This window comes from Flavobacterium xylosi (assembly GCF_042787345.1).
In the GTDB taxonomy this organism is placed as follows: domain Bacteria; phylum Bacteroidota; class Bacteroidia; order Flavobacteriales; family Flavobacteriaceae; genus Flavobacterium; species Flavobacterium xylosi.
This window is the reverse complement of record NZ_JBHZPZ010000008.1, coordinates 145,611-167,277: the sequence shown is the minus strand read 5'-3', so window position 1 is coordinate 167,277 and position 21,667 is coordinate 145,611. Positions and strand designations below refer to the sequence as shown.

The following is a 21,667-nucleotide window of genomic DNA, read 5'->3' as shown; positions in this document are numbered from 1 at the left end:
AAATATTGAGGCTACACAAGGTAAACATCCAGTGAATAATCGCAAGAAGCTTCCTCTCGGTGTAACAAATATATAAAAATTAACAAAAATAAATTAGGTAATCAAGATAGTACCTAAGCTGATGGAATTAGTGGTGTTTTTTGGGGGAATTGTTTCAACCTTTTCTCATTCTCTAATTATTTGTCTTTTGTCTTTTGTCATTCCGACGAAGGAGGAATCTCATCAACTTACTTAGGGTTATGTGGTTTCTCCTTTGTCGAATGTTTTTGTGAATAAAATGTTTGTAATGATGGTCTTTGAATGATTTGTACTTTCGTCTTATTCAAAAGAATGCGAGCAATAATTTACACCATCAACAATAATCTTTTTCCATGCCACAATACAGTTGGATTGATCAGCACAATACAAAAAACGCCAGCTACGATAAGGAATTTCAAGACATTATGAAGCAATAGGAATTCTAACTTAGTATTCGATTTCCACAAGTAAAGCAGGAAAAAAATCAAGATGATGAGACAGGTATAAAAATAAATATCCATGTAACCGACATCGTAAATTTCGATTAAAACATAAACTGGAAAAATAGTTAAAATGGTCAAAACCGTGATTACTTTTTTCGAAACGGCTTCGCCATATATGTTTGGGATTGTTTGGTAACCATTGGCTAAATCTCCCTTTAGATTCTCTAAATCCTTGATCATTTCTCGAACCAGAAGTAATAGAAACAAAAAAGTGGCATGAGCGAAAATTACAGCAAGCTGACTTTTATAAATCTCAATATCGCTAAAGGAAATTTTAGTGTAATAATATAATAAGATGGCAAAAAATGGTAAAACAGCCAATAAAGCAGCTGTCAAATTCCCTATTATTGAATACTTTTTTATTTTATGGGAATAGAACCAAACGGAAAATATATAAAGTGAAAAGAATAAAAATGCACGCCAGGACACAAACATTGACATTAAGGCCACAATGAGATTAAGTGAAAAATAAACCGTAAGCTTCGTTTTCTGACTTACCAGGCGGTCAAGCATGGATTTATTCGGGCGATTAATTAAATCTTTTTTGCTGTCGTAAAAATTATTGATGATGTAACCGGAAGCAATCGTTAACGAAGATGCAAAAACAATTAGGAATAAATGTAAATCAAGCAGGATGTCCAAAGCTCTTATCTCCGGCGCAAGAATAAAAATAGCCGAAAGATACTGGGCCAATATGATAACTGGAATGTTATAGCCTCTAACGACAGAGAACAAACTTATAATTTTCATCAATAAAAGTTTGTGCTGCCTGCTTAACATTATAAGTATACGAGTTTAATTATTTAAATTCCCTTTTGGTTAGGGGTTAAAATTGATAAACCACTTCGAGTTTATAATCTTTCAGAGATAATTTTGCGCGTTCTAAATCCTCAGTAAATCCTAAGATATAACCGCCACCACCAGAACCACATAATTTCAAATAGTAATCATTGCTGTCAATTCCTTGTTGCCAAATTCCGTGAAATTGCTCTGGAATCATAGGTTTGAAATTATTCAAAACTACTTTTGATAATTTTTTGGTATTCATGAACAACGATTTCATATCACCACCCAAGAAATTTTCCACACAAGCATCGGTATGTTTTACAAACTGATTTTTCAACATGGCACGGAATCCTTTGTCTTTCAGGTTTTCCATAAAAATATTAACCATCGGAGCCGTTTCGCCTACAATTCCTGAATCTAACAAGAATACCGCACCTTTTCCGTCAAAACTTTGATTAGGAATTCCCGTTGCTTGAATATTGTCTTTAGAATTGATAAGAATTGGAATACTCAAATAACTGTTTAAAGGATCTAAACCAGAACTTTTTCCGTGGAAAAAACTCTCCATTTGAGAAAATATATTTTTTAATTGTAATAATTTTTCACGTGTTAAATTCTCCAGAACCGTGATTTTATTTTGGGCATATTTATCGTAAATAGCGGCAACTAATGCTCCACTGCTTCCTACTCCGTATCCTTGCGGAATACTGGAATCGAAATACATTCCGGTTTCTATATCATTTTTTAAAGTTACTAAATCAAAAGTAACTAAGTCAGATTGCTCGTTTTGCAATGTTTCTAAGTAAACAAGGAAACGTTTCAAATTCCCATTTGATTTGATAGCCTCATCAGATGGATTCTCCTCTTTTTTTAACGCGCCGTTATAAAAATTATAAGGAATGGACAATCCTTTTGAATCACGGATAATTCCGTATTCTCCAAAGAGTAATATTTTTGAATAAAATAAGGGTCCTTTCATATGATGTTGGTAATTAGCAATTTGGGATTGGTAATTTGGTTTTGAATACTTTTAAAAATCGACGATATCACCGCGATTTTCCTTTTGTATTACGATATTGATTTTTTCTTGTTGCTCAGGAGTTAATTTTTCCCAAGCTTCTTTTTTCTCTGACTTCAAAATATCTTTTACAGCTTCTATTATAGCTTTGTCATCAGTTTCTAATAACATTTTTATCAATTCTAATTTTTCAGATTGAACATCCATGATTTCAACTATTTAAAAATAAAGGTATTAAAAATTATTCAATTCTCAACGGCTCCATTTCCAATTTGGTCACAAATGTACTGACGATTTTGGCAATAGCCAACTAATTCGTCCTTAATAAATTGTAATACTTCTGGTTTATCCTTATTTGGATATAAAACATGCACATTTGCTCCTGCATCCAATGTGAAACAAACAGGAATTTTTGTGTCGTTTCTAAATTTCCAGATGGCATTAATGATTTCCAAAGTGTTGGGTTTCATCAGTATGAAATATGGCATTGAAGTCATCATCATGGCATGCAAAGTCAAGGCTTCGCTTTCTATAATTTTGATAAATTCCTCTAAATTTCCGTTTTCAAAAATGGTAATTAGTTTATCTAAGTTTTCATGTGCTTGCGCAAATCGCCTTTCGGCAAAAGGATGGTCGTGCATCAAATCGTGCCCAACGGTACTCGAAACCTGTTTTTCACCTTTATCAACTAGTAAAATAGTGTCTTGGTAATTCTTAAAATTAGCATGAATAGCATTTGTATATTCCACTCCAAATAAATCTGAACTTCCGGAGATATTCTTGTGGTTTCCCCAAACTACAACTTGTCCTTTGATGCTACGGCAAGCACTACCGGAACCCAAGCGTGCTAACAAAGCCCCTTTTTGATAGAAATAATCGTCCGTCATTTCCGGGTTTAACGCTTTTTCTAAACTCATCAAGTTCATTGCCAAAGCCGCCATTCCTGATGCTGAAGAAGCAATTCCGGAACTGTGCGGAAAGGTATTTTCCGTATCAATCGTGAAATGATAGTCTTTCAAAAATGGCAAATAGATTTCAATTCGTTCCAAGAATTTTTGGATTTTAGGTTTGAAATCTTCTTTTGGTTTTCCTTCAAAAAGTAAATCAAAGGAAAATGTACCGTCGTTTTGTTTTTTGGCGAAAGCCAATTTAGTTATCGTTTTACAATTATTCAACGTAAAACTCACCGAAGGATTGGCTGGAATCTGATTGTCTTTTTTCCCCCAATATTTTACCAAAGCAATATTACTGGGCGCACTCCATTTGAAATTGCCTTGCTCTACGGACTGTGAATACTTTTTTGGAATAAAATCGTTTGCTGTAAACATGAATAATAAAATTTACGCAAAGATACTTTTTTTGGTTTACTCTTTGTTTTGTTTATTTAGCGATTTGTACTAAAGTTTTGACTAAATTTGGACAACATTAGAAAATAGTATTATGACTAAGATTACTCGAATTTTAACGATGGTTGTAACCTGTCTTGCAATTGGTTATTTGTCAGGAATGGTTACCCGTTCTGCAATTGTTACTTGGTACCCAACTTTGATAAAACCTAGTTTTAATCCACCCAATTGGATTTTTGCACCCGTTTGGAGTATGCTTTATATTATGATGGGTGTTGCTGCAGGATTAGTGTGGAACCGGATCGAATTTGAAAAAGAGATCGTAAAAAAAGCGTTGGTTTTCTTTGCGATACAATTGGCATTAAATGCGTTGTGGTCTTATTTGTTCTTTGGATTGCACAACCCGATGCTGGCCGGTTTAGAGATTATCGTGTTGTGGTTAATGATTTATGAAACCTATATTCAGTTTTCTAAAATCAATAGAATCGCAGGGTATTTATTCATTCCTTATTTGGCTTGGGTAAGTTTTGCTGCCGTTTTGAATGGAAGTATTTGGTGGCTCAATAAGTAGTTGGCAGTTTTCAGTCGCAGTGATCAGTTTATTTGGTGATTAAAAATTAATTTTTTTTGAAGTCTCATAACTTCTTAAATTCAATATTCTTGGACGTTAAAAAATCCATCATCGATAAAATATTGCTGTTTTCGATTAATGTTTTCGATTTAGGATCGGCATCACAAAATTGAAGGAAAAGAGGTATTTCATCTGGTTTTAATTTTAAAGTTTCGATATAAAACTTCTGATCACAGCTGCTTTTTGCCAATGCTGTGAATTCAATTGTTGGGGGACTAATTTTGATTTTTTCTTTTTCTTTTATGAATAAACCTAAAATCATGCCGCCAATTCGCATGAAATCCATTCCGTTTTCAATACTACCATTGTAAACCCCCGTTTTTAAACTTCTTGCGGATTTCTCTAACGCATATTTGTCAAGCTTCCCTTGTTCATAACCTTTGTCTATACTTAATTTAATAGAAGGCATTTTTGTAATTACTACTTCCTCTAATTGTTCTGGCTTAAGGATTAATGAAACAATAAGATTGTTTTGGTCAATGGTTTTTTTATCCACCATAATTTTTTTGATATCATGGTTTCTTGAAACAAAAAGGAGCGCATCACCTGATTTTACCAATATAGAAAATTCCCCCGCTGCATTTGTAATTGTAGTTTTTTTAGAATTAAAATTAGCCACTTCAACTTTTCCCACAGGAAATTGTTCGTGCAAAACTTTGCCGCTAATTAATTTATCGGTTTGTGAGAAACCAGATTGAAATACAAAAAACAGTAATGCGAGAGAAAAGTAGATTTTTATCATTCGTAATATTTTGATTACAAACATATTCAAATCATTCTGTGAAAATCAAAACAGAATAATAAATTCATGTTAATCAAAAACTAAAGTTCTCTTAATTAAAGTTTTGCAATATAGTGATTTGGTCTAAACGGCTTTCGCCACAATAAATCCGCTAGTCCAAGCATTTTGAAAGTTAAATCCTCCGGTAATCGCATCAATATTGACGATTTCACCTGCAAAATATAAGTTTTGATGCAGTTTGCTTTCCATGGTTTTGAAATTGATTTCTTTTAAATCAATTCCACCGGCAGTCACAAATTCTTCTTTAAACGTACTTTTTCCGTTGACTTGAAAAGTCCCATTCGTTAATTGATTCGCTAGATTTTGCAATTGAATTTTGGACAAATCAGCCCATTTTGTCTCCACTTCAATTCCGGAAGCGAGCACTAAACTTTCCCATAATCTATTGGTTAATTCGAATGGGGATTTCTTGGAAACTGATTTCTTCGCGTGTTCTTGTTTTAAGTCTTTTAGCTTTTTCTCGACATCTTCTTTGTCAGCATCATTCAGCCAATTGATAAAAATGGTGAACTGATAATTTTTGTCATGCAAGATTCGTGCCCCCCAAGCGGAGAGTTTCAAAATCGCCGGACCGCTCATTCCCCAATGGGTGATTAACAAAGGTCCGGTTGAAGTGAGTTTGGTGTCTTTTACTTTTACCGTGACTTGAGCTGCGACGCCAGGTAATTCTTTTATTCGGGAGTCTTTGATGTTGAAAGTGAATAGGGAGGGAACCGGACTGACAACAACGTGTCCAAAGGTCTGTAACATTTCCCAAATTTTAGGATTGCTTCCTGTAGCCAAAATCAGTTTTTCGGCAAGGTAATTTTCATTTTGGGTTTCTACTTTCCATAACGTGTCTCTCTTGAAAATCGATTGCACACTTTGTCCCGTAAGTACTGCGATTCCTAGTTTTTGAGTAGCCGTCAAGAAACAATCAATAATCGTTTGTGAAGAATTCGAAACGGGAAACATGCGTCCGTCCCCTTCAATTTTTAATTCTACGCCATGATTCTCGAACCATTCAATCGTATCGCCGGAGCAAAACTGATGAAAAGGACCGCGTAATTCTTTTTCGCCACGCGGATAAAATTTCACTAATTCGTTCGGTTCAAAAATAGCGTGCGTCACGTTGCATCGTCCGCCGCCGGAAATACGAACTTTATTCAGCACTTCTGCACCGCGTTCTAAAATTGCGACTTTGAGTTTTGGGTTTCTCTCCACAATATTTATTGCCGTAAAAAAACCTGCCGCGCCACCGCCTACTATTATTATATCGAAATTCTGGTTCATATTCTATTTGGGAAATCAGTGATGATTCCGTTTACGTTGAATGTTTTTATTTTTTGAATGTCTTCCAATTCATTGATGGTCCAAGGAAAAACTTGCAATCCTTTTTCCTGCATTTGTGCCGTGTTGTCTTTTGTCAATAAATGAAAATGCGGGTGAATTGATTTCGCTTGAATGAATTTGGCGAAAGCCAAAGCCAACTCTAAATCGGTTTCCGTTAAAACGCCAATTGGAATTTTATCATTTAAAAACGCCACTTGCTGCAGTGCATTCCAATCAAAACTGGAAATTAAAAACCGGTCGTATTTCCAGTCTTTTTTAGTAACATACTTTTCAATTAGTGAAACTACTTTATCTGTTGCTTCATAACTTTTGAGTTCAATATTGATAAAACAGTCTTGGTTTACCAAATCAAAAACCGCTGCCAGCGTTGGAATTTTATGCTTACCATCAATATGAAAAGTATTCAATTCGCGCAAAGATAATGCATTTACAAAACCTTTTCCACTGGTTGTTCTATCAATTGTTTCATCATGAATAACCATTAATTCCCCATCAGCACTCAAATGCACGTCGAGTTCAATGCCGTCCACTTGCATGCCTAACGCTTTTTGGAACGAAACTAATGTGTTCTCTGGTTCATATCCTTTTGCGCCACGATGTCCAATTTTTAGCATTGTCTTTTATTTTTTGGTAAAGGTAAACATAAAAAAAACGCCTTCATTTCTAAAGGCGTTTGGATTAAATTATTTTGAAAGTTATTTTTTCGATTCTAATAAAACAATATCAAATTCAGAATCAATACTTACTTTTCCATTTAAAACGGTTGCTTCCTTTGCAGAGTATGCATCTCTTACTTTGGTTCCATCTTTAAAAACAGATCCTACCGAAAGTTCTTTGGCTCCAATAGCTAAATCCAATCCAATTACAACATTATCCGAATAATCGCCTTTAGAAAAAGTTCTGGAATAAGTATACGGTTGAGTCGAAATTTTCTTGTGGATTCCCGCACCCACTGAAGGATGATTTCTTCTGAATTGGCCCAATTTCTGCCAATGTAACAACGTTTTTTGTGTTGCTGGGTTTGATTTAATGTCGTCCCAATTCATCAGCGAACGCAATGTTGCATCGCCTTGAGTGCCTTCAACTACTAAAGAACGAGCGCTTTCATCACCATAATACACTTGAGATAATCCAGGACTGAGTAATAATTTTGTTCCTGCTTCTTTGCTTTTTGTTCTTTTAGCATCAAATGGTCCGCCGTCATCATGCGAAGACAAATAGTTTAAAACACTGTATCCTTTCAAGTCATTGTTTAACTTGTCAGAATACTTGGAAAATATAAATTCATAGTCTTTTTGTGCATCCCATTTAAATTCGAAATTGATCATATTATTGAAGCCATTTTGATAATAGTTGACTTTTTTATCTCCAAAATCAAAAATTTGTCCGCCACTGATTCCATAATTGTAAACTTCGGCAATCGTGTAAAAAGCATTGTTGTCCAATACTTTTGTCGGATTGTTTTTCTTCCAATTTGTGAAAGCGTAATCACATTGGGTCTTGAAATCGGCCCAAACGGTTTCGTCGGTATGTTTTACAGTGTCCCCTCTATAACCGTCAATTCCATAATCTGCAATATAATCCGTCAACCATTTGATGATGTAATATTTTGGCGCTTTTGGATAACCGGTACGGGCGAAAAACGCGTCCAATTCTTTTATTTCTTGGTCGTAACGTCCTTCTTTTTTCCATTTTTCGATTAAAAAAGGTGGTAAATCCACATTTTGATTGCTCTCGGTTTTTACATCGGGAAGATTAGAAACGAGCGTACAAGCAGTTGTGTTTTCAAAAGATTTGTAATCGCAATTTGGTCCCATTCTCACCCAGTCATTTGGCCAAACCGTATCTTCAGCAGTTACGGGTCCGGTATGATTGATCACACCATCAAGAACGATTCTTATTCCGTGTGTATGTGCTTTTTGAACTAATGCGGCTAAATCTTCTTTTGTTCCAAAGTTAGGATCTAAATTCGTCCAGTCTCTAGCCCAATACCCATGGAAACCATAGCTTAATCCCGTTCCTTCATCAACTCCGTCGTGAATTTGTTCTACTATTGGTGTAAACCAAATAGCATTGATTCCTAATTTATCAAAATAGCCTTCGTCAATTTTTTTCGAAATTCCTTTGATATCTCCACCTTCAAAACCACGAAGTTTCCCCGCCGTTCTGGTTCTCTTTAGCGTGACGTCATTAGAGGTGTCTCCGTTATTGAAACGATCGGTCATCAGGAAATATAAATTGGCACCTTCCCAAACGAAAGGTGTTTTGTTACTCTCAGCAATCGTTTTTGTGCTGGAACAACTGCTTAAAATTGTAATGGTTAATAGTAAAAGTGGGATTGAATATTTTTTCATTTTTTTTAGTATTAAATGATTTGTTTTTTTTTGAAACATATAAGGCATGTAAGTTCATTTAAGTTTAAAGATTAGTTCTTCTTCTTTTAAACTCTTTTTTTCTTAAATGCCTTATATGGTTTAAATTATTTTAACTCTAAAATCAAAGTCGATTTAGGTTCTATTATTATTTCGTTTGTAACGTCAAATGTAAGTTCAGAAATTACATCTTTTCCGGTTTTAAAGTCTTTGATGTTTTCTTTGAAACGGTCGGTTTTTACCGTTTTTGTTTCGTTGCTGTTGTTCATTAAAACCATTACCGTTTCATTCGAGTTGTATCTAAAATAAACGTAAACATTGTTCTCTGGAATGTAATGTGTCATTTTTCCAAAATGTACCGCCGCTTTTGTTTTTCTCCAATTGAATAATTTAGAAGTAAAATCAAAATATTCAGTTTGTCCAGGAGTTCTTCCTTCTTTGATAAAAACGTTATTCTCATCACCTTCCCAACCGCCAGGAAAATCTTGACGAATATCAGCATCACCGTTGTCTTTGTCACCGGCCATTCCTATTTCGCTTCCATAATACAATTGTGGAATCCCGCGAACGGTAGCCAGCAAGCTCATTGCCATTTTGTATTTTCTGATGTCGTTTGCGCACGTTTGATTGAATCGATTGGTATCGTGATTTTCGACAAAAATCAACATGTTGTTACTATTTGGATATAGAAAATCATTCGTAAAATTGTCATACATTTTGACCATTCCTTTGTCCCACGTTCCTTCGTCTTCATTGAAAGCTTTGCTGGTTGCTTCATATAATGTAAAATCCATTACACTTGGTAAATACGGATTGTAATTTTGTATTTCAGCTATTTTACTGTCTTTTTGCCAATAGGCCATTTGCGCTTGGCTTTGCATCCAAATTTCCCCTACAATATTAAAATTTGGATATTCATCGGTAATGGATTTTGTCCATGTTGCGATTCCTTTTGGGTCGGAATAATTATAAGTGTCAACTCTGAAACCATCTAAATCAGCGTATTCAATCCACCAAATCGCATTTTGAATCAGGTATTTTAAAGTCAAAGGATTCTTTAAATTTAAATCGGGCATCGAAGGAACAAACCAACCGTCTATCGCAATTTTTTTATCAATTTCTGAAGCGTTTGTGTCGTGGATAACCGTTCTTTTATGATTGGTTTGGGTGTAAGTTTCGAATTGATTAATCCATTCTTTTGTTGGTAAATCCTTTATCATCCAATGTTCAATTCCCCAATGATTCACCACATAGTCCATCACCAGTTTCATGTCTCTTTTATGCATTTCGGCAGCCAATCGAACATAATCAGCATTAGTCCCAAAGCGGGGATCTATTTTGTAAACATCGGATTGTCCGTAAGTATGATAAGAATGTTTAGGATCGTTATCTTCGCAAAGCGGCGTGCTCCAAATGGTGGTTGCGCCTAAGGACGATATGTAATCCAGGTTTTTTATAATTCCTTCAATATCTCCACCGTGTCTTCCGCCGGGTAATTCCCGATTGTATTTTTCTTGGGTCGAATTTTCGCTGTCGTTATTCCTGTTTCCATTAGCGAAGCGGTCCGGCATCAATAAATACATCATATCCGAAGAAGCAAAGCTTTTGCGTTTCGCAGAATTTTCTCTTCTTTTCTTCAGAGAATATTTTTGTGTAAACGATTCTTTATTTTTGTTTTTAAAAGTAAAAATCAAATCGGTTGCCGGCACTTTTTTCGTGTCAATAGTGATGAAAATATAGTTAGGGTTTTCTGTTCGGGTAACGTTTGTGATTTTTATTGCATTAGATACTGAAACTTGGTATTCTGCTATGTTTTTACCGTAAAACAGAATTTGCAATTCCGGATTTTTCATACCCGCATACCAAAAAGGAGGTTCGATCCTTTGAATTTGAGCGTTTAATGATAAAGACATAAAGAAAAGGAATAAGGTTATTTTTTTTAGAAAGCTCCTATTTATGAAAGGAAATGTACCAATTTTATTCATTATTATATACTTTTTAGTGATATTAAATTTGCGGTAGCAGAAAACTAAATTTTAAAAACTGTTGGTAATTAAACAATCCCAATTTTCATTGGGATTGTCTGTGAGCCTGCGAGGCCTCTTATTAAATGATAGAATTGACTACAAGTTCCAACAATTAATTTACTTCTACGGATACTGATTTATTGGCCAAAACAACGATTGCCTTTCCGTTGACAACTATTGACAGATCTTTTTGACCATCGATTGAAAATGAAGTTTGTTCATGAGTAATATCGACTTTCAAAATTTGGTTTCTGAAATTGATTTTAAACGAATAACCGTTCCATTCTTTCGGTATTTTTGGAGAAAAATGAAGTTTATCTTCTTTAATTCTCATTCCACCAAAACCTTCTACGATGCTCATCCAAGTTCCAGCCATCGAGGTGATATGACAACCTTCTTCCACTTCTTTGTTATAATCATCTAAATCAAGACGTGAAGTTCTCAAATAGAACGTGTACGCCATATCCATTTTGTCTAATAAAGCGGCTTGGATTGAGTGTACGCAAGGCGAAAGTGAACTTTCATGAACCGTAAATGATTCGTAGAATTCAAAATTGTTTTTTAGTTCTTCCTTCGAAAAATGATCTTCAAAGAAATAGAAACACTGTAAAACATCGGCTTGTTTGATATAAGGAGAACGCAAAATTCTGTCCCAAGACCATTTTTGGTTGATTGGTCTTTGGCTTCTGTCTAAATCAGCTACTCGAACTAAATCTTTATCCAAGAATCCGTCTTGTTGCAAGTACACATTATGTTCTTCCGAAAAAGGGAAGTACATATTATCGGCAACTTTTTTCCAAGACTGTAATTCCGAATCCGAAATTTTCACTTTTTCCGAAATTCTTTTGTGATCCGATGGATATTCTAACGATACTTTTTGAATCTGTTCGTACGTATAATCCAAACACCATTTTGCGATATAATTGGTATAGAAATTATTGTTTACGTTGTTCTCATATTCGTTTGGACCCGTAACGCCAAGAATTACATATTGGTTTAAATTAGTTGAGAAATTGGCTCTTTGATGCCAGAAACGTGCAATTCCTATTAATACTTCCAGTCCTTTTTCAGGAATGTAACTGTAATCGCCGGTGTATCTGTAAAAGTTATAAATGGCAAATGCAATAGCTCCATTTCTATGAATTTCTTCAAATGTGATTTCCCATTCGTTATGGCATTCTTCTCCATTCATGGTTACCATTGGGTACAAAGCTGCACCGTTTGTAAATCCTAATTTCACAGCGTTTTCAATGGCCTTGTCCAATTGATTGTAACGGTACGTCAATAAGTTTCTTGCAACTTCCTGGTCTTTGGTAGCCATGTAAAATGGAATGCAATAGGCTTCAGTATCCCAATATGTAGATCCGCCATATTTTTCACCGGTGAATCCTTTTGGTCCAATATTTAAACGAGAATCTTTTCCTAAATAGGTCTGATTTAACTGAAATATATTGAAACGAATTCCTTGTTGCGCTTTTACATCACCATCAATTGTAATGTCTGACATTTCCCAAATTTTTGCCCAAGCATCAATTTGATCTTGTAGCATTTGGTCGTATCCTTTTGCCAATGCTGTTTGGATCACTTTTTCGGCAGCAGTTTGCGTATTAGTATGGTTCAAAGAAACGGTATAACCACCAGTTTTTTGGATAGATGATTTTTGGCCTTGCCCCACAACGACCTCATAACTAAACTGAATTTTGTCTGTGGTTGCATCAATATTGGAAGGAGAAATACTTGTTTTTTCGCCATTAATCAAAATGCTATTCTGCATAAAAGTGGTTACTTTAAAATGCGTTTTGAATGTTTGTGCAGTTACAAAAGCTTCGTTTGCTGAATTTTTAACATCAAGAGGTTCCCAAAATTTTTCTTCCCAGTTGGCATCTTCATTGGTTACGCCAGCATCGATATAAGGTTTGTAAATTATTTTAGCATCCTTGTTTAAAGGCGTGATTTCATAATTAATGATTCCAACTTCATCTAAAATTATCGATAGGAAACGACGGATATTTACTGAAATTTCAGTTCCGTTTTTTAGAGTTGCCTCAAAAGAACGGTGATACCAGCCTTCTTTCATATTTAATTCCCGACGAAAGTTTTTGACCTCTGAACAGGTATTCAAATCTAAGTTTTCACCGTTGATTTCGATTTCAATTCCAATCCAATTTGGCGCATTCAGAACTTTGGCAAAATATTCAGGATATCCATTTTTCCACCAGCCCACTTTGGTTTTGTCAGGATAATATATTCCGGCAATATAACTTCCTTGAAATGTTTCACCGCTATAATTTTCTTCAAAATTTGCACGTTGTCCCATCGCTCCGTTACCAATGCTGAAAAGACTCTCAGATGATTTTACGCTCTCTACATCAAATCCTTCTTCAATGATCGACCAATTGTCAGGTTTTATATAATCTTGATTCATTCTTTACTTTTGTTTAAAGTTTAAAAAGTTTACCGTTTAGAAGTTTACCGTTGTTGAATTTTAGTTCTGTTTTTCTAACCTGTTGCTTCTCGTTTCTTTTTATTCTATCTTTTTATTTTCTAATTAATTCTTCTATAAAATCGGTGTCTATTTCTGTAAAGTCTTTGAAGATGTATTTTGCTTCATTTAAAATCGAAGCTTCACCAATTCCTACGCTTGTCATTTTTCCGATATTGGCGGCTTGTACACCAGCTACTGAATCTTCAAAAACGATAGCATTTTCTGGACTTATATTTAATAGTTTAGCCGCAATCAGAAAAACTTCCGGATCTGGTTTAGCATTAGTGACATCATTTCCATCTACAACAACATTGAAATAAGATAATATTCCAGTTTTCTCGAGAATTGGCCTCGCATTTTTACTTGCTGAACCTAAAGCGATAGGTTGGTTTTTTTCTTTTAAAAATTTTAAAATTTTATATACACCCGGAAGAATTTCACTTTCATCCATATCTACCAAATAGGTTAGATAATCATCGTTTTTTTGAATTAACCATTTGTTTTTGTCTTCTTGTGAAGCTTCAACTTTGCCTAATTCTAAAATTATGTCTAAGGAGCGCACTCGACTAACTCCTTTCAAGAGTTCGTTGTGTTCGAGTGTGAAATCAATATTTAATTCTTTTGCAATTTTTTGCCAAGCCAGAAAATGGTATTTAGCGGTGTCAACAATAACTCCGTCAAGGTCGAAGATGAATGCTTTTTTATTCATTTATTATAATTTTTGATTCGTCATTAATGGTAAGAGCAATAATTCCGGCAAGAATCATTGAAGCTCCGCCAATCAAAAGCGCATATATAGGTTCGTTATTAAAAAATTTAGAAACTAAAAATCCTAAAATGGATGCAGCAACTAATTGTGGAATTACAATAAAGAAGTTGAAAACTCCCATGTAATATCCCATTTTGTTAGAAGGTAATGAACCTGATAACATGGCATACGGTATTGATAAAATACTAGCCCAAGCAATTCCGACACCAATCATTGGAAGCCATTCCATAGTGAAAGTGGTTGGTTCTTTTATGAAATAAACAGATATAAGACCAAGTCCACCACAAACTAATGCCGCAAAATGGGTGAATTTTCTGCTGGTATATTTGGCTAATAATGGTAGTAGAAAAGAAGCGATTGCAGCAATTAAATTATAATTAGCAAACATTTCGCCTACTTGATTTGCTCCGGTATTGTATGCCTCAGATGTAGTATCTGTTGTACCGTAAATGTGTTGGGTAACGGCAAGGGTGGTATAAATCCACATAGAGAAAAGCGCAAACCAAGAAAAGAATTGAACCCAAGCCAATTGTTTCATGATTTTTGGCATAAACTGAAAATCATTCATAATGGTCACAAATCCATTTTCAGTATTATTTGTTTTTTGCATTAATCCGGAAACTAACATTGCCAATCCGCCCAAACCAATAAGTCCAAGTGATAAGACGTATAAATCTTTCTTTAAATCAAATTGATAGATGACTAACGAAAACAAAACACTGACAATTAGAAACGAGATTCCTTTTGTGAGATGTGATTTTGCATTAGATGCAAACCAATCAGCAGAATGCTCTTCTTTTATAAAAGAGGCTTCTTTGTGTTTTTCAAAAGCGTCTAATTCTTCCGGGGAGTATTCTTTGGAAGTGATAACGGTCCATAGAACAGTTATGATAAATGCGATTCCACCGAAATAAAAGGAGTATTTCACTGAATCAGGAATTATGCCAAGAGGTGCTGTGTTTTGAACTCCTAAATGAGTAAAAATTAAAGGCAGTTTTGAAGCGAAATAAGCACCAATACCAATGAAAAAACTTTGCATGGCAAATCCCATGGTGCGTTGCTTTTCTGGAAGATTATCTCCAACAAAAGCACGAAATGGTTCCATAGAAACGTTGATAGAAGCATCCATGATCCAAAGCATTCCTGCTGCAAACCATAAAAAGGGGGAATTAGGCATTACAAATAAGGCTGCCGAAGCTAAAATTGCACCTGCTAAAAAATAAGGTTTTCTTCGCCCTAATTTTGTCCAGGTTCTATCTGAGAAATAGCCAATAATTGGTTGAATAATTAATCCTGTCAAAGGAGCAGCAACCCATAAAATTGGGATGTCGTCAATATTAGCCCCTAAAGTCTGAAATATTCTACTGACATTCGAGTTTTGCAAAGCAAAACCCATTTGAATTCCCAGAAATCCGAAACTCATGTTCCAAATTTGCCAGAAACTTAATTTACGCTTTTCCATTATCGTAATTTAAAAAATTGATACGATAAGCGCTATGCTTATCAAAACTTGTCTTATTTTCGAAGTAAAAGAAAAAGCTTTGATTGGGTAAATATAAAAATATATTTTAAATTTTTGTTTTTTAGAAACAAATAAAAAGAAACATTTTCAACTACAAGGTTGTAGTAATGAATATAATATAGGATTTCTGCTGTTTGTCTTAAAAATAGTCGCAGTTTTCTGTCGCAGTTTTCAGAAAGCAACTGAAAATTGTGACTAAAAACGGATAAAGTCTAAGAAGTAGATTCTCTCTCTATTAAATGAGTTTCAATTACTTCGGTTTTATAATTTTCTTCCTCTTCATCCTCACCGTGTTCCGATTCTAACCTGTCAATCAGCATTCTTGCGGCTTTGTTTCCCATTTTTATTCCGCTTTGACTCACCGTTGTAATAGTAGGAGTGGAATATTTTGAAATAATTCCATCAGTAAAGGCGATTACAGCTAGGTCTTTTGGGACATTCAGGCCTATTTTGTTGGCAGTTTTAATACAGGTTACGGCAAAAAGTTCATTAACTGCAAAAACAGCATCAATGGCTTTGTCTTCCAGTAATTTTCCAATGGTGATTTCGCAATTGTCTACGTTTTCAATTTTAATGATTAGATTTTCATCAAAAGGGATATCGTTGTCCAATAATGCTTTTATATATCCATCCGTTCGGAGCTTGCCTACACTGACATAATCAACGGTGGTCACCAGAGCTATTTTCTTTCTTCCTTTGTCAATCAAGCTTTGAACCGCTTCATAGGCAGAAAGTTTATCGTCGATGATGACCTTGTCGCAAAGAATTTCGTTAGTAACTCTGTCAAACATTACCACTGGCATTCCTTGATCAATTACTTCGGTAATATGGTGAAAATCACCTTTGAACTGGGTTTCTTTAGAAAGTGACATGATGAATCCGTCGATACTTCCGTTAGCAAGCATTTCCATATTAAGAACTTCTTTGTCAAAAGAATCGTCTGACAGGCAGATAAGTACGCTATATCCGTTTTCGTTTGCAACCTGTTCGATTCCATTAATGACGGTGGAGAAAAAATGATGAACAATTTCAGGTATGATAATCCCTATGGTTTTTGTTTTTCGATTCTTTAAACTCAGGGCAATATTATTGGGTTTGTAATTGTAAAATTTGGCGAAAGCCTGCACTTTTAATCTGGTATCTTCTCCAATTTCTAAGCTATTTCTTAAAGATTTTGAAACCGTAGAAATCGAAACGTCAAGTTCTTTGGCAATTTGTTTAAGCGTTACCTTCCTTTTCATAATTGTAAAATTGATAATAATTGTTTTCGTAATAAAGATATGATTTGTTTTTATTAATGGCAATTTAACCCTTAAATAATTAGATAATAAAGAAAGTTTTCAACACTATCACGTTTTCGTAAACCAAATCGAATGGCTCTTTGTCGGGAGTAACAAAATTTACATAAATTTAACATTCGAAGTAAAATTAAAAGTTAAAAACACAACCAAATTTCAAATTAATTTAAACAAAAAGTATGAAAACAATTTATAAAAAGTTGTTATTTTTATTACTGCTACTGCCTCTTAGTATTCTGGCTCAGAATACTGTAAATGGATCTGTTCTTGATAAAGTGTCAGGACAGCCAATTCCAGGAGTAAATGTAAATGTACAAGGTGCCGCAAATGGTGTTTCGACAGATTTTGACGGAAAATTTCAATTATCAAATGTTAAGAAAGGGGACAAGATCGTATTTTCTTTCATTGGATATAAGGCTTCTGTCGTTAATTATGATTCTCAAAAATCATTAACTGTCTCTTTAGAAGAAGATGAAAATTTATTAAAAGAGGTAGTTGTACAAGTAGGTTACGGTACCGTTAAGAAAAAAGATGCAACGGGTGCAGTAACCGTATTGACAACTAAAGATTTTAATAAAGGAGCCAATGTAACAGCTGAAAACTTGCTTAACGGAAGAGTTGCGGGTGTTACTGTTAATACAAGCGGTGCGCCAGGTTCGGGTTCTCAAATTAGAATTCGTGGAGGTTCTTCTTTATTTGCAAGCAATGACCCATTAATTGTAATCGATGGTTTGCCTATTGAAAATAATTCAGACAAAAATTACGGTTCTACATCAATTTTAGCTTCATTAAACCCAAGTACTATTGAGTCGATGACTGTTTTAAAAGATGCTTCGGCAACTGCTATTTATGGATCTCGTGCTTCTAATGGGGTAATTATTATTACTACCAAAAAAGGAGGAAAAAAACTTTCTGTAGATTATAATTTTCAGTATGGAAGTGGTAAAATAGATAAAACAGTTGATGTATTTGATGCAGCTGCTTTTAGAACTATAATCGCAGAAAAAAGACCTGGAGATGTTTCGAAATTAGGTACAGCAAATACTGATTGGCAAAATGCAATCTACAGAAAAACAGATTTTGTGGATAATAATATCTCATTAAGAGGTAATCTATTTAATAGTATTCCAACTCGTCTTACGGTAGGTAATACGTATCAGGAAGGTTTGCGATTGACTAATGTGTTTAATAGAAATACGGTTGGATTGGCTTTAAATCCATCTTATTTTGAGGATCATTTAAAGTTAAAATTGAATGCAAATTACTCAAATGAGAACAATAGATTTGCGGAAAGTGTTGAAAGTAGTGCGCTTCGTTTTGACCCAACACAACCTGTATATGATCCAACTTCGATATATGGTGGTTTTTTTGAATACTATGACCATAGTAATGGAAGATTAACTTCTCAAACGCCAAGAAATCCTGTGGCTCAATTAATGCAAACGTTTGATACTGGGGAAAATAATCGATTTTTTGGAAATTTCGAGGTAGATTATAAATTTCATTTCTTCCCGGCTTTACGAGCAGTTGTAAATGCAGGTTTTGATCAGGCAGATGGCGAAAGAACCAAATTGGCTTCAAATACAGCAGCTAGTTCGGGTACAAATAATGACATTCCTTACGGAACGGATGAATTTTCCAGAAGTATGAGAAAAAACAGATTGTTAGACACTTATTTAGTGTATAACAAAACATTTGATAAATTGGTTTTTGATGCAACTGCGGGTTATTCTTACCAAAAGTGGGATTCGGATAACTATCAATCAGGAAATTTTAAAGATCCAAATTTACCAACTGGTTTAACAGGTTTTCCAAAAATAAATGTAGATTATGATAGAGTAAATATTGGCTTTTTTGGAAGAACCAATTTAAATTTCAATGATAAATATTTAATGACTTTATCTTATAGAAGAGATGGTTCTTCTCGATTCGACAAAGACAATAGATGGGCAAATTTCCCTGCAGCAGCATTTGCTTGGAAAATAAAAGAAGACCTTTTTAATGACAGTAAAACAATTTCCGATTTCAAATTAAGATTAGGTTGGGGTATTACCGGACAACAAGAAATTGGAAATAACAATGATTATTTGCAGCAATATAATTTAGGAAGCGGAAGTTCACAATATTACTTTGGTGCTGTTGCCTTGCCAATTGCAGTTTCTGCAAGACAAAGTTCAAATTTAAAATGGGAAGAAACTACAACCTATAATGCAGGTTTAGATTTCGGACTTTATGACAACCGAGTTTCGGGTAGTGTTGAAGTCTTTTACAAAGATTCAAAAGATTTGTTAGCCGATGTTGCAACAGCAGACGGTAGTAACTTCTCAAACAGATCTTGGCAAAATATTGGAAGTTTTACAACCAAAGGAGTTGAATTAGGTTTAAGTGCTGATGTTGTAAAAAATGAAGATTTTAATTGGAATCTTAGCGTTAATGCAACTGCTTTCGAAAGAAAAATCACAAAATTAAGTTCTGATTTTATTAGAACCGGAGATAATCTGGCAGGAACAGGAACGCAAGGTCAAGTGCATAGAGTTGGTTACGCACCAAGTTCTTTCTTATTGTACAAACAATTATATGATACAGCCGGAAAACCGATTGAAGGTGCTTATGCAGATTTGGATGGCGATGGAATTATCAACTCAAATGATAAATATATTTATAAAAATCCTGATCCTAAAGCAACTTTCGGATTAGCATCAACTATCAATTATAAAAACCTTGATTTTTCTTTCAATTTACGCGCAAGTGTTGGCAACAGAGTTTTTAATGCAGTTAATGCAAGTAGAGCGCAATACGATCTATTAACAACCGGTGGTACGGTTGGGAATATTCCAACATCAGTTTTGGACACTAATTTTAATACAACATCGAATGTAGTTTTATCGGATATGTTTGTTGAAAACGCTTCGTTTTTAAGAATGGATAACATTACATTAGGATACACTTTCCCGAAATGGTTAGAAGGTAAGGCTTCATTACGTTTGTTTGCAGGTATGCAAAATGTTTTTGTTATTTCAGATTATTCTGGTTTAGATCCGGAAATTGCTAACAATGGTGTTGATAATACCATTTACCCAAGACAACGCTCAATTTTAGGTGGAGTAAATGTTAAATTTTAATAATTAGATTATGAAAAAAATAAATTTTATATACATACTATTTGCTTTCGTCGCATTACAATCGTGCACAAGTGATTTAGATGTAGTAGCTGAAGACACCAAAATTAATACGCCGGAGCAATTGTTTTCTACACCGTTAGGGTACAAACAAGCATTGGCTGGAGTTTATGGTAATCTTAGCCTAACAGGCACAGGAGATGCAGGTTCATCGTTTTTGCAGGGAATTGATGCAGGAACAAGCCAGTTTGGAAGATGTATGTGGTACTTGCAAGACTTAACTACTGACGAAGTGGTTTGGACGTATGAGAATGATGAAGGTACCGCTGAATTGCAAAGAAATACTTGGACATCTGCTAATCCTATTTTATTGGGGATGTTTAGTAGAACGATGGCTGAAGTGGCTCTTGCTAATGACTTTTTAAGACAATCTACTCCAGAACTGTTAAGTTCAAGAGGTATTACCGGTACTGCTGATGTTGCCGAAATCAATTTTTATAGAAACGAAGTAAGAGTTTTAAGAGCTTTTGCATACTATAATATGATGGATTTGTTTGGTAAGGCACCTTTTGTTACAGAAAGTGATCCTTTGAATTTCAAGGGACCTCAATACGACAGAAAACAGTTGTTTACTTTTATTGAGACAGAATTGAATGCCGTAATTCCTAATTTAAAAGCTGCAAGAGCCAATGAATATGGTAGATTAGACAAGGCGATGGCTCAGATGATTTTGGCCAAGATGTATTTGAATGCTGAAGTGTATATTGGAGCGCCAAAATATGCAGAATGTATGGCTAAATGTTCCGATGTTATTGGTGGTGGATATACGTTAAATGCAAAATATTTAAACAACTTTAAAGCCGATAATCACACCTCTTCTGAAATGATTTTTACATTACAGTCTGATGGGGTTAAAACTCAAAATTACGGTGCAACAACCGTAATGATAAACGGACAAGTAGGTTCTCTTGAAGGGAACGGAGCAGAATTTGGTGTTGGCGGTTGGGGTGGAGCCTTGAGACTTAGAAAACAGTTTGTTGAAAAGTTTGATGGTGCAAAATTTGTATCGGATACAAGAAAAACATACACTACATCGGGTACAAGAACGCTGGAAATCGCAAGTTTAACAAATGCAGCTCAAGGGTATATTTTACATAAATATTCAAACAAAACTGCCGCTGGAGTTGCTGGTGTAAATTCAACATTTGTAGATACTGATTTTCCTTTGTTCAGATTGGCAGACGCTTATTTAATGTATGCAGAAGCGCAAATGAGAAAAGACGGTGCTACAAATGCGGGAACAAGTACAAATACAACCCCACAATCATTAAAATATATTAATGATTTAAGAGAAAGAGCTAATAATGGTTCGACTTCTGCAAATGTGGCTAAAGGCGATGTAAATCTTGATTTCATCATAGACGAAAGATCTAGAGAACTACACTGGGAAGGTCACAGAAGACAAGACTTAATCCGATTTAATAAATACGGAGGAGGAAACTATAACTGGGCTTGGAAAGGAAATATTGCAAATGGTACTTCAATTAGTGTTGACAAGAATGTGTTTCCATTACCAACCGCTTCTATCTCGGCTAATCCAAATTTAACACAAAATACAGGATATTAATAAATAATTTTA

Annotated in this window: 16 protein-coding genes; 3 read left to right on the top strand and 13 right to left on the bottom strand. The window is 34.7% G+C overall.

Translation table 11 applies throughout. The annotated features are described in order from the left end of the window. Positions 1-344 precede the first annotated feature (344 nt). Genes ACFX5E_RS08750 through ACFX5E_RS08735 form a run of 4 tightly spaced genes read right to left on the bottom strand, consistent with a single transcriptional unit; the run spans position 345 to position 3,653 of the window. Positions 345-1,301, bottom strand: a complete 957-nt coding sequence (locus ACFX5E_RS08750; RefSeq protein ID WP_379854824.1) for a geranylgeranylglycerol-phosphate geranylgeranyltransferase — start codon at positions 1,299-1,301, stop codon at positions 345-347. Positions 1,302-1,347: 46 nt separating this feature from the next. After that, the gene (locus ACFX5E_RS08745) at positions 1,348-2,286 is read right to left on the bottom strand and encodes a mevalonate kinase family protein (protein ID WP_379854823.1); all 939 of its coding nucleotides are present in this window, start codon (positions 2,284-2,286) and stop codon (positions 1,348-1,350) included. A 51-nt stretch (positions 2,287-2,337) separates the two neighbouring features. Beyond that, on the bottom strand, positions 2,338-2,532 hold the full coding sequence (locus ACFX5E_RS08740; RefSeq protein ID WP_379854822.1) for a hypothetical protein: 195 nt from the start codon (positions 2,530-2,532) through the stop codon (positions 2,338-2,340). 38 nt (positions 2,533-2,570) lie between these two features. Beyond that, a complete protein-coding gene (locus ACFX5E_RS08735) occupies positions 2,571-3,653 on the bottom strand; it encodes a diphosphomevalonate decarboxylase (RefSeq protein ID WP_379854821.1) in 1,083 nt (360 codons plus the stop codon). Between the two features lie 112 nt (positions 3,654-3,765). Here ACFX5E_RS08735 and ACFX5E_RS08730 point away from each other — a divergent pair, with 112 nt between their 5' ends. Then, positions 3,766-4,242: a TspO/MBR family protein gene (locus ACFX5E_RS08730; RefSeq protein WP_379854820.1), complete on the top strand. Its 477-nt coding sequence runs from the start codon at positions 3,766-3,768 to the stop codon at positions 4,240-4,242. A gap of 64 nt (positions 4,243-4,306) precedes the next feature. Here the strand turns inward: ACFX5E_RS08730 and ACFX5E_RS08725 are convergent, their stop codons facing one another. The 9 genes from ACFX5E_RS08725 to ACFX5E_RS08685 all read right to left on the bottom strand — a co-directional run bounded on the left by ACFX5E_RS08725 (position 4,307) and on the right by ACFX5E_RS08685 (position 16,852). Further along, on the bottom strand, positions 4,307-5,044 hold the full coding sequence (locus ACFX5E_RS08725; RefSeq protein WP_379854819.1) for a hypothetical protein: 738 nt from the start codon (positions 5,042-5,044) through the stop codon (positions 4,307-4,309). A gap of 123 nt (positions 5,045-5,167) precedes the next feature. Beyond that, the gene (locus tag ACFX5E_RS08720) at positions 5,168-6,376 is read right to left on the bottom strand and encodes a BaiN/RdsA family NAD(P)/FAD-dependent oxidoreductase (protein WP_379854818.1); all 1,209 of its coding nucleotides are present in this window, start codon (positions 6,374-6,376) and stop codon (positions 5,168-5,170) included. Next, positions 6,373-7,050 (bottom strand): glycerophosphodiester phosphodiesterase, encoded by a 678-nt coding sequence (locus ACFX5E_RS08715; RefSeq protein ID WP_379854817.1) that lies wholly within the window; start codon positions 7,048-7,050, stop codon positions 6,373-6,375. The genes ACFX5E_RS08720 and ACFX5E_RS08715 overlap by 4 nt, the downstream gene beginning before the upstream one ends. An 81-nt stretch (positions 7,051-7,131) precedes the next feature. After that, the gene (locus tag ACFX5E_RS08710) at positions 7,132-8,790 is read right to left on the bottom strand and encodes an alpha-amylase family glycosyl hydrolase (protein WP_379854816.1); all 1,659 of its coding nucleotides are present in this window, start codon (positions 8,788-8,790) and stop codon (positions 7,132-7,134) included. 125 nt (positions 8,791-8,915) lie between these two features. Next, on the bottom strand, positions 8,916-10,721 hold the full coding sequence (locus ACFX5E_RS08705) for a glycoside hydrolase family 13 protein (protein WP_379854815.1): 1,806 nt from the start codon (positions 10,719-10,721) through the stop codon (positions 8,916-8,918). 226 nt (positions 10,722-10,947) lie between these two features. Next, positions 10,948-13,260 carry a glycoside hydrolase family 65 protein gene (locus tag ACFX5E_RS08700; protein ID WP_379854814.1) on the bottom strand — a complete coding sequence of 771 codons (2,313 nt, stop codon included), beginning with the start codon at positions 13,258-13,260 and terminating at the stop codon, positions 10,948-10,950. Between the two features lie 112 nt (positions 13,261-13,372). Then, complete coding sequence (gene pgmB, locus ACFX5E_RS08695; RefSeq protein WP_379854813.1) at positions 13,373-14,029, bottom strand: beta-phosphoglucomutase; 657 nt, start codon at positions 14,027-14,029, stop codon at positions 13,373-13,375. Then, on the bottom strand, positions 14,022-15,551 hold the full coding sequence (locus ACFX5E_RS08690; protein ID WP_379854812.1) for an MFS transporter: 1,530 nt from the start codon (positions 15,549-15,551) through the stop codon (positions 14,022-14,024). The genes pgmB and ACFX5E_RS08690 overlap by 8 nt, the downstream gene beginning before the upstream one ends. Before the next feature lie 272 nt (positions 15,552-15,823). Next, on the bottom strand, positions 15,824-16,852 hold the full coding sequence (locus ACFX5E_RS08685) for a LacI family DNA-binding transcriptional regulator (RefSeq protein ID WP_379854811.1): 1,029 nt from the start codon (positions 16,850-16,852) through the stop codon (positions 15,824-15,826). Positions 16,853-17,088: 236 nt separating this feature from the next. Here ACFX5E_RS08685 and ACFX5E_RS08680 point away from each other — a divergent pair, with 236 nt between their 5' ends. Both ACFX5E_RS08680 and ACFX5E_RS08675 read left to right on the top strand, forming a co-directional pair. Further along, entirely contained in the window at positions 17,089-20,031 is a 2,943-nt protein-coding gene (locus tag ACFX5E_RS08680; protein WP_379854810.1) for a SusC/RagA family TonB-linked outer membrane protein, read from the top strand. 10 nt (positions 20,032-20,041) lie between these two features. Beyond that, on the top strand, positions 20,042-21,655 hold the full coding sequence (locus ACFX5E_RS08675) for a RagB/SusD family nutrient uptake outer membrane protein (RefSeq protein ID WP_379854809.1): 1,614 nt from the start codon (positions 20,042-20,044) through the stop codon (positions 21,653-21,655). Positions 21,656-21,667 lie beyond the last annotated feature (12 nt).

What these genes read in the sequence shown, in the direction of transcription:
- ACFX5E_RS08750 (WP_379854824.1), bottom strand. Translation starts at nt 1,301, where the DNA reads ATGTTAAGCAGGCAGCACAAACTTTTATTGATGAAAATTATAAGTTTG.
- ACFX5E_RS08745 (WP_379854823.1), bottom strand. Translation starts at nt 2,286, where the DNA reads ATGAAAGGACCCTTATTTTATTCAAAAATATTACTCTTTGGAGAATAC.
- ACFX5E_RS08740 (WP_379854822.1), bottom strand. Translation starts at nt 2,532, where the DNA reads ATGGATGTTCAATCTGAAAAATTAGAATTGATAAAAATGTTATTAGAA.
- ACFX5E_RS08735 (WP_379854821.1), bottom strand. Translation starts at nt 3,653, where the DNA reads ATGTTTACAGCAAACGATTTTATTCCAAAAAAGTATTCACAGTCCGTA.
- ACFX5E_RS08730 (WP_379854820.1), top strand. Translation starts at nt 3,766, where the DNA reads ATGACTAAGATTACTCGAATTTTAACGATGGTTGTAACCTGTCTTGCA.
- ACFX5E_RS08725 (WP_379854819.1), bottom strand. Translation starts at nt 5,044, where the DNA reads ATGATAAAAATCTACTTTTCTCTCGCATTACTGTTTTTTGTATTTCAA.
- ACFX5E_RS08720 (WP_379854818.1), bottom strand. Translation starts at nt 6,376, where the DNA reads ATGAACCAGAATTTCGATATAATAATAGTAGGCGGTGGCGCGGCAGGT.
- ACFX5E_RS08715 (WP_379854817.1), bottom strand. Translation starts at nt 7,050, where the DNA reads ATGCTAAAAATTGGACATCGTGGCGCAAAAGGATATGAACCAGAGAAC.
- ACFX5E_RS08710 (WP_379854816.1), bottom strand. Translation starts at nt 8,790, where the DNA reads ATGAAAAAATATTCAATCCCACTTTTACTATTAACCATTACAATTTTA.
- ACFX5E_RS08705 (WP_379854815.1), bottom strand. Translation starts at nt 10,721, where the DNA reads ATGTCTTTATCATTAAACGCTCAAATTCAAAGGATCGAACCTCCTTTT.
- ACFX5E_RS08700 (WP_379854814.1), bottom strand. Translation starts at nt 13,260, where the DNA reads ATGAATCAAGATTATATAAAACCTGACAATTGGTCGATCATTGAAGAA.
- pgmB (WP_379854813.1), bottom strand. Translation starts at nt 14,029, where the DNA reads ATGAATAAAAAAGCATTCATCTTCGACCTTGACGGAGTTATTGTTGAC.
- ACFX5E_RS08690 (WP_379854812.1), bottom strand. Translation starts at nt 15,551, where the DNA reads ATGGAAAAGCGTAAATTAAGTTTCTGGCAAATTTGGAACATGAGTTTC.
- ACFX5E_RS08685 (WP_379854811.1), bottom strand. Translation starts at nt 16,852, where the DNA reads ATGAAAAGGAAGGTAACGCTTAAACAAATTGCCAAAGAACTTGACGTT.
- ACFX5E_RS08680 (WP_379854810.1), top strand. Translation starts at nt 17,089, where the DNA reads ATGAAAACAATTTATAAAAAGTTGTTATTTTTATTACTGCTACTGCCT.
- ACFX5E_RS08675 (WP_379854809.1), top strand. Translation starts at nt 20,042, where the DNA reads ATGAAAAAAATAAATTTTATATACATACTATTTGCTTTCGTCGCATTA.